This window comes from Streptomyces sp. NPDC058289, assembly GCF_042880975.1.
GTDB lineage: Bacteria > Actinomycetota > Actinomycetes > Streptomycetales > Streptomycetaceae > Streptomyces > Streptomyces stoeckheimensis.
The window spans coordinates 20,388-28,777 of record NZ_JBHVYI010000101.1 but is presented as its reverse complement, the minus strand read 5'-3'; the positions used below and the strand labels follow the sequence as shown (position 1 = coordinate 28,777).

Annotated in this window: 6 protein-coding genes; all 6 read right to left on the bottom strand. The window is 73.2% G+C overall.

The features are described 5' to 3' along the window. Positions 1-40 precede the first annotated feature (40 nt). The 6 genes from ACFVX6_RS34690 to ACFVX6_RS34665 all read right to left on the bottom strand — a co-directional run bounded on the left by ACFVX6_RS34690 (position 41) and on the right by ACFVX6_RS34665 (position 8,385). The gene (locus ACFVX6_RS34690) at positions 41-415 is read right to left on the bottom strand and encodes a nuclear transport factor 2 family protein (RefSeq protein ID WP_389698321.1); all 375 of its coding nucleotides are present in this window, start codon (positions 413-415) and stop codon (positions 41-43) included. A gap of 73 nt (positions 416-488) precedes the next feature. Next, the gene (locus ACFVX6_RS34685; RefSeq protein ID WP_389698319.1) at positions 489-1,742 is read right to left on the bottom strand and encodes a PLP-dependent aminotransferase family protein; all 1,254 of its coding nucleotides are present in this window, start codon (positions 1,740-1,742) and stop codon (positions 489-491) included. Beyond that, complete coding sequence (locus ACFVX6_RS34680) at positions 1,739-3,079, bottom strand: MFS transporter (protein WP_389698317.1); 1,341 nt, start codon at positions 3,077-3,079, stop codon at positions 1,739-1,741. Before ACFVX6_RS34680 ends, ACFVX6_RS34685 begins: the two co-directional genes overlap by 4 nt. Next, positions 3,076-5,688 carry an acetyl-CoA carboxylase biotin carboxylase subunit family protein gene (locus tag ACFVX6_RS34675; protein WP_389698315.1) on the bottom strand — a complete coding sequence of 871 codons (2,613 nt, stop codon included), beginning with the start codon at positions 5,686-5,688 and terminating at the stop codon, positions 3,076-3,078. The genes ACFVX6_RS34680 and ACFVX6_RS34675 overlap by 4 nt, the downstream gene beginning before the upstream one ends. A 127-nt stretch (positions 5,689-5,815) precedes the next feature. Beyond that, complete coding sequence (locus tag ACFVX6_RS34670) at positions 5,816-7,096, bottom strand: acetyl-CoA carboxylase biotin carboxylase subunit family protein (RefSeq protein ID WP_389698313.1); 1,281 nt, start codon at positions 7,094-7,096, stop codon at positions 5,816-5,818. Then, positions 7,093-8,385, bottom strand: coding sequence for an amidohydrolase (locus ACFVX6_RS34665; RefSeq protein WP_389698311.1), 1,293 nt, complete (start codon positions 8,383-8,385; stop codon positions 7,093-7,095). The genes ACFVX6_RS34670 and ACFVX6_RS34665 overlap by 4 nt, the downstream gene beginning before the upstream one ends. Positions 8,386-8,390 lie beyond the last annotated feature (5 nt).

Sequence of the window (8,390 nt, the reverse complement as noted above, 5' to 3'; positions counted from 1 at the left end):
CCCCCCGGCGGTCCGGACCCGACCCGAATGAGGCCACCGGTCAGATCGCCGGACGGTAGAAGAAGGTCTTGCGGCGCTCGATCCTGCCGTCGCGGACGAGATAGGTGTCGGCGAAGGCCTCGTCCAGGGTCGTGCCGTCCTTGTCGGCGCCCTGGAACCGCCCCCAGCAGGCGGCCGCGGCGAGGCCCCCGGTCACCTGGCTCACCTCGTGGGCGCCCGAGGTGATGATCCGTTCGTGCTCGTAGAACCGGCGGATCCGGTCGAGACCCTCCAGCGCCGGGTAACCCGGCCGTTCGTACACGGCGTCCGGCGCGAAGACCTCGCCGAGCCGGTCCCACGAGCGGGTGTCGATCACCTGGAACAGCCGGGCCACCAGGGATTCGGCGGTCACCGGTGCGGGCGACGTCGTTGTCACGGCCTTGCTCCTTAAGGGGTGGGGACGGTACGGGACGGAGAAAGAAGAAGGAAGGTGCGGGTGCGCGCAGGGGTCACGGCCCGTCGGCGAGGGCCTTTTCCCAGGCCGTGGCCAGCCGCGACACCCCTTCTCGGCGCTGCGCGCCGTCCAGGGAGGCGAAGGACAGCCGCAGGACCCGCGAGCCGTCCTCCTCTATGCAGAAGGGCGTACCGGGCACGATGGCCACCCCCTGCGCCAGCGCGTGCGCGTACAGCGCGTCCGAGCCCACCCGGGGGTCGGTCAGCCGGCACCAGAAGAAGAGCCCGCCGCGCGGCCGCTCGAATTCCAGCCAGGGCAACCGCTCGCGCAGCAACGTCTCCATGGCGCGTGCCCGGCCGCCGTACAGCGTGCGCAGCCCCGCCAGATGGGCCGGCAGGAACTCCGGGTCCCCCAGCAGATCGGCCAGCAGGTACTGGCCGAAGGTGTTGGTCTGGAGGTCCCCGCACTGCTTGGCGGCGACCAGCTCCCCGATCAGCTCGGCCGGGGCGACCAGACCGGCCACCCGCAGCCCCGGGCAGACCGTCTTGGAGAGGCTCATCAGCCGGACCACCCGCCCGCTGTGGACGTCGGTGGACGGCAGCCGGCTCCCCTCGAAGGCCAGGTCCCCGTACGGGTCGTCCTCGACGACGAGGAAGCCGAACCGCTCGGCCAGCGCGGCCAGGTGGCGGCGCCGCTCCTCGGAGAGCACGGCTCCGGTGGGGTTGTGGAAGTGCGGTACGACGTAGACCAGCTTGGGCCGCGCCCCGGCGAGGAGGCGCTGCTCCAGTACGTCGGTGCGCATCCCGTCCGCGTCGCCGGGCACCGGCAGCAGCCGGGCGCCGGCCCGCCGGAAGACCTGGACGGCGCCCAGGTAGCTCGGGTCGTCCAGGGCCACCTCGTCGCCCTCGTCTATGAGGGTCTGGGCGACGAGGTCCAGGCCCTGCTGGCTGCCCGCGGTGACCATCACCCGGTCGGGGCCGACGGGGGCCCCGGTCGCGCTCGCCCGGGCCGCGATCACCTCGCGCATCGGGCCGATGCCGTCCGTGGGGGCGTACTGGAGCGCTCGTGCCACAGACCCGCCCGACCCGGCGAACAGCCGGTCGGTGGCCTCGGCGAGCCGGGCCACGGGGAAGCTGTCGGGGGCCGGGATCCCGCCGGCCATCGAGAGCACCCCGGGGGCGGCGGCGGCCGCCAGGATCCGGCTCACCGCGTCGGAGCGGCCCCAGCCGGTCCGACGGGCGAGCAGGCTCTCGATGGTGCCGGGTACGGCGGGGGCGCCGGGCACGGCGGCTTGCGGTTCGGGGCTCACCTTGCGTCCGCCTTCCGGGGCTGCGCGACGATCTGGGGCGGGAACTCCTTCAGCCGCCACACCGGCGATTTCAGGACGACCAGGACCGCGGTCAGGAAGAGCCCGGCGGTGACGAAGAGCGTTTCCCTCAGCCCGATGAGATCGCCGAGCCAGCCGCCCAGCAGGGCGCCGAGCGGGAGCGTCCCCCAGGAGACGAACCGGTACCCGGCGTTCATCCGGCCCAGGAGCTGATCCGGGGTCATGGACTGGCGCAGGCTGATGATGTGGATGTTGGCGATGGTGCCGCCCGCGCCGATCAGGGCGAACGCGGCGACGAACAGGACCAGCGAAAGGGCCCCGCCGTTCGCCGGCGCCGCCGGGATGGCCACCGGGGCCAGGCAGCACAGCAGCAGGGCCGTCAGGATGGCCGGGCCGAGCCCGGTCCTGCGCTTGAGCCACTGGGCGGCCATCGAGCCGGCCAGCGAGCCGACCGCCCCGGTGCCCAGCAGCAGGCCGATGCCGCCGGGCGAGATGCCGAGCGTGCGGGCCGCGTAGAGCACGAACACCGTCTGGAGGGACATCCAGCACAGGTTGTACAGCCCGGACTGGAGGGCGCAGGCCCGCAGGTGGGCGCTGTCCCAGATGATCCGGATGCCCTCGGCGATGCTGGTCCGGATCCCGGTCCGCTCCTGCTGGGGCACCGGCTCCGGCTCGACGCGCCGTACGGCGAGCAGCGTCAGCACGGAGACGAGGTACGAGATCCCGTTGATCAGCAGGGCGTAGGGGGCGGTGACCCAGCCGACGAGCAGACCGGCCAGCCCGGGCCCGCCGATCTGGGCCAGCGAACTGGTGCCCTGGAGCTTGCTGTTGCCCTCGACCAGGTGCTGCTTGCCGACCAGGGTCGGCAGGTACGACTGGTAGGAGACGTCGAAGACCACCGTGAGGGTGCCCACGAGCAGCGCGGCGACGTACACGTGCTCGATGCGGAGCAGGTCGAGCACGGCCAGCAGCGGCACCGCGCTGACCAGCAGCGCACGCCCCACGTTGGCCATGATCATCAGGGGCCTGCGCCGCACCCGGTCGACCCAGACGCCGACCAGGAGGGTGACCATCAGGAACGGGGCGTAGGAGGCCGCGTTGACGAAGCCCACCTGGGAGGAGCTGGCGTCGAGCGTCAGCACCGCGGTGAGCGGCAGCGCCAGGGTCGTGACCTGGGCCCCGACCTGTGAGATCGCCTCCCCGGACCAGAACTTGAGGAACTCCGGGTCCCGCCAGAGCGTGGCGGGTGCGGCGGCGGCCGGTGGCGCGGCCGCCGTCTCCTCCACCGGCTCGGCGGCCCCGTTCCCGATGTCGGTCACTTCGCTTCCACTCCCTCGGCGGTCGGGTCGACGTGGAACGCGCAGCCGATCTGGGCGCCGCGCAGCATGCTCACGATGCCGACGGCCGGGTCGGTGACTCCGCGGGCCAGGGTGCCGGCGTAGCGTCCGTCGACCATCAGCGTTCCGTAGGCGACGGCCATGTCCTCGCAGGTCTCGCCGTCCTCGGAGAGGAACCGCTCGGTGGTCGGCAGGAGGCGGTGCTGGAGGACGTACGGGCCGTCGACGGCCTGGCGGAGCTTGGCGACCCATTCCTTCTGGTCGGTGGTCCAGCCGGGGGTGACGCCGACGCCGCCGTAGAGCAGGGTGGGCTTGAGGACCAGGTGGTCCTTGTTGGCGATGGCGTAGGGCAGCAGGTCGATCTTCTCGCCGCCGAAGGTGACCTTCTCGTCGCGGACGAAGCGGGTCCAGGGCAGGATCCGGTCGATCAGCTCGCGCTCGGCCTCGGTGAAGACGGCGCGGTTGCGCTCGTCGCTGAGCATCGCGAGGCTGCCCTTGTTCCCGTACAGCTCGCAGTCGAGCGGGGCGAACAGTTCGACCTTGCCGGCCTCGACGGCGTCGAGCAGCGGGTTGACGAGGTCGTAGGTGCGGGGCTCGTCGGGCATTTCGCCGGGCAGGAACATCCGGTAGACCACGTCGACCTTGCGGCCCTGGTGGAGGACGTTGCCGTCCTCGTAGGCGAAGTCGCCCAGGTGGCAGACGACGGTCTCGAAGCCGAGCCGTTCGAAGGCCGGTACGACGAACTCCATCCAGCACTTGGACTTCTCGAAGCCCTCGGGCCAGTCGGTGATCGCCAGCAGCGGCCGATCGATGCCTTCGAGGGAGGGGGCCTGGCGGCGCAGCACCTCGGTGATGCGGGCGAGCGGGTCGGGGTAGACCAGGCCCTCGGCGGCCGCGAACTCGGCGAACTCGGCGTCCTGGATCAGGGCGCGGGCGAACTCGCCCATCTGCCAGCCGCCCAGCGAGGAGCCGGTGTTGAGCTCCATGACGCGGAAGCCGCCGGTCTCGCGGTACAGGTCGGCGCGGGAGAGCGGGGCGAGCTCGTCCACGGAGCCGCGCAGGACCAGGTCGGCCTGGGTGGGCGACATGCCGACGGCGGTGGCGAAGGCGCGCAGGTCGCCGCCGAAGAGCCGGGCGGGCACCGCCTTGATCAGTTCGAAGAGGCCGTTCAGGTCGTTCTCCAGGCCCGTGACGTCGGCTTCGCTGAGGAAGACGGGGCGGTTGAGCCCCTCGCCGCCGCCGGCTCCGTAGCGGAACCACTCCACGCCCCGGACTCCGGAGACGGTCTGGCGGGCCGCGGTGCGCTCGTGGTCGAAGAAGCGGCGGGTCACGGCGTTCTCGACACGGGCGCCGAGCCGGTGCGCGGCGACTCCGGAGACCTCCGTGCGGGAGAGGGCCTCGGCGCGGTCCAGGGCGCGGCGGGTGCCGGCCGGGGTCTCGCTGACCGCGACGAGCGCGGCGGAGCGGGGGGTCAGGCCGCGGGGCGGGAGCAGCAGCTCGTCGCCGGGCTCCACGAGGGCGACGGCCTCGGCGAGGTCCTCTACGTCCTCGGGGGCGGGCAGGACGACGCGGTCGACGGCGCCGTCGTAGGCCGGGTAGAGGAAGCGGACCTCGGCGCTGAGGGCGCGGGTCGGGGTGACGTCCGGGGTCTCCTCGAAGGCGATCCGGGCGGCGGCCAGCGGCAGGTCCACGCCGGTGGCGAGCTTGTTCAGGTGCGGGATGAGGTCGCCGCCGAGGCGGCCGTTGAGCTCGATCAGGCGGGGGCCGTTCGCGGTGACGCGCAGTTCGGTGTGGGTGACGCCGTAGTCGACTCCGGCCGCGCGGTGCGAGTCCTGGACCAGCCGGGTGACGGCGTCGGCCCACGGCTCGTGGCGCCAGTCGGTGACCAGGTGCCCGACTTCCTCGAAGTACGGGTGGGCGCCGAGGCGCTTGCGGGCCACGCAGACCGGGGTGGCCAGACCGTCCACGACGACGCTGTCCACGCTCAGTTCGGGGCCCTCGATGAACTCCTCGATCAGGACCGAGGCGGTGGTGCCGGCGCCGCGCAGCCGGCTGGTGGAGGCGAGCCGGAAGGCCCGGCGCAGGCCGTCCACGTCGCGGGCCATCATCACGCCGAAGCTGCCGCCGAGGGTGCGGGGCTTGACGACGACGGGGAAGCCGATGGACTCGGCGGCGGCGACGGCCTCGTCCTCGGTGGTGGCCGGGACGTAGCGGACGGCGGCCATGCCGGCTGCTTCCAGGGCCTGGCGGGTGGCGTACTTGTCGCGGCAGATCTTGGCGGCCGCCGGGTCCATGGCCCGCATGCCGAGCTTCTTGGCGACCGAGGACACGGCGACCAGCGACCACTCGTCCCAGGTGACGATCGCGGCGTTGGCGACCTCGCCGCGCAGATCGGCGACCGGGGCGTACAGCTTGGCGGCGTCCGTGGTGTCGGCGATCCGGTGGGTCTCCACGTAACGGGACTGCCAGGTGGGGGCCTCGGGCGCGACGAGGGTGACCTCGTAGTGCTGGGCGAGGGAGGCCAGGGCGTATTCCCGGTACTGCTGTATGCGGCTGCCTACGAGGATGACGCGCTGGCGTTCGGAGGTCATGACGACCACGGTGGATTCCTTTCCGATGCGGGGCGTGGAGCGGGTTCGCCCCGAAGAACAGGGGGTGCGAGAGGAGGTACGAGAGGTTCGGTGGGGGTCGGGCGGGTCAGCCCCGTCAGCGAGCGGGTCAGCCCCCGTCGGCGGGCGGGGCGCCGACCGGTACGCAGGTCAGCCGGAAGGAGTTCGCGGACTCGGTGATGGCGGCCTCGACGTCCCGGGTGGTGGCGCCGCGGAAGCGGAAGCGGGTGCCGACGTGCTCGTAGCCGCTGATCGCAGGAGCGGTGGAGCCGACCGGGGTGTGCTTGACGGCGTACGGGAGCCGGCCGGGCGCGGGTTCCCGTACCCAGCCGGCCGCTTCGACCCGGCAGGGGGCGGGGACCGGGAGCGGGAGCAGCAGGTAGCCGCCGACCTCGCCGGTCTTGAGCGGCGGCAGGACCGGGGTCAGGCCGAGCTGGATGTCCACGGCGGCGGCCATCAGGTCGACGCCGTGGACGTCGCGCCAGGTGAAGGGGATCTCTCCGCCGCCCACCCGGGCCCCGCACTCCAGGAAGACCAGCGCGGGTCCGCCGCCCGGAGCCGGGGTGACGAAGGCCTCCAGGTGGAAGACCCAGGGCTGGGAGCCGCCGAGGGCGGGGCCGACCGCGGCGGCGAAGGCCTCGACCGCGTCCAAGAGCGCGGGGTCGTCCTCCTCGACGGAGCCGAGCCAGGTGCCCTGGGTGAAGTCGGCGCAGGTGCCGCCCACGTAGCGCGAGACGGTCCAGCTGCCGAGGGAATCGCCTTCCCACAGGCCGTCGATGTGCAGGATCGGCCCGTCCACGTAGCTCTGGACGAGGTGCGGTTCGGCCGCCAGGGCCGCGTCGAGGCCCCCGGCCGGCCCGCTCAGCGCGGCCAGTTCGGCGGCGGAGTCGATCTGGACCACGCCCCGGCTGGCGGTGCCGCGGTGCGGTTTGACGACCAGCGGCCAGCCGTGGGCCGCGCCGAAGGCGAGTACGGCCGCCGGATCGGGAGCGGGGGCGAAGGCCGGGACCGGCAGGCCCGCGGCCTCGGCCGTGCGGCACATGGTCAGCTTGTCGCGGAACACGGCCAGTTCGGCGGTGTGCTGGCCGGGGATCGCGAACTCCTCGCGGATCAGCGCGGCCGTGTCCAGGTCCCCCTCGTTGAGGGCGATCAGCCGGGCCGGGGCGCCGAAGCGGGCCACGAGCCCGGTGACGGCCGCGCGGACGGCGGGCAGGTCGTCGGTCAGTGCGACGGTGGCGACCGCGGCGGCGGTCTCGGGTAACGAGGCGCGGCCGAGCCCGGTGCTCACGTAGGTGACGTGGGCGGCGCCGTGGTCCAGGTAGTCGGCGTAGTGCGCGTGGGTGTCCCGCCAGCGGTGCAGGACGATGATGTGCGGCCGGTCGGTGCTCATGCCGCCTCGCCCCCCTCGCCCGTGTCGGTGCCGGCGGTGGAGGCCTTGGCGAGCCAGGGCAGTGCCGCCGTGGCCATCGTGCGGACGCCGATGGAGAGCGCGGGTCCGGCGACGGGCGCGAAGGTGGAGGAGTGGTTCTGCGGGAGCTCGTCCAGCTTGCCGGCCGCGAAGGCCTCGCCGAAGGCCTGCGGGTCGAGGCCGCCGTAGAACCAGTACACCGAGGGGACTTGGGCGGCGGTGGCGAGGAGCCCGAAGTCCTCGCTGGCGGTGGTCGGGCCCATCGTCATGACGGCGCCGGCCCCGAAGTGCTCGCGGTGGGCGTCGGCGACCCGCTCGGCGGCCGCGGTGTCGTTGACGGTCATCGGCAGGTGGTAGACGGAGGTGATCTCCGGGTCGGCGGTCGCGCCCGAGGCGGCCGATTCGGCGCGCGCGAGCCGCTCGATGGCCGCGAGGACCTTCTCGCGGACCGGCGCGGAGCTGGTGCGCACGTTGATGCCGAGCTCGGCCGTGTCGGGTATGACCGCGGCGGTGGTGCCGGCGTGCAGTTTGCCGACGGTGACCACCACCGGTTCCTGGGCGGCGATCTCGCGGGAGACCACGGTCTGGAGCCGCAGCACGAGCGAGGCCGCCATCACCACGGGGTCGACGGCCGCCTCGGGCTTGGAGCCGTGGCCGCCGCGCCCGAAGAGCTTGACGGTGATCGAGTCGGTGGCGCCCATGACCACGCCGGGCAGGGTCGCGATGAGCCCGGCCGGGCCGGGGCCCACGTGCGAGCCGAGGATGACGTCGGGGCGCGGGAAGCGCTCGAAGAGGCCGTCCTCGACCATCTCGCGGGCTCCGTAGCCGCTCTCCTCCCCCGGCTGGAAGACGGCGACGACGGTGCCGCTCCAGGCCCCGAGGTTACGGGCGAACAGGGCGCAGGACCCGATCAGCGCGGCCACGTGCAGGTCGTGGCCGCAGGCGTGCATCACCGGGACCTCGGCGCCCGATTCGTCGGTGGCGGTCTCGGTGCTCGCGTAGGGCAGCCCGGTGGCCTCCTTGACGGGCAGCGCGTCCATGTCGGCGCGGAGCATGGCCACCGGTCCCTCGCCGTTGCGCAGGACGGCGACGACGCCGGTGCGGCCGACGCCGGTGGTGATCTCCCAGCCGCCCTGGGCGGCGAGGCGCTCGGCGACGAGGGCGGCCGTCCGCTTTTCCTGGAAGGCGAGTTCGGGGTGGGTGTGCAGCTCGCGGTAGTCGGCCTCCAGGGCCGGCATCAGCGAGTCGAGGCCTTCGAGCAGTGCAGTCATGGCGT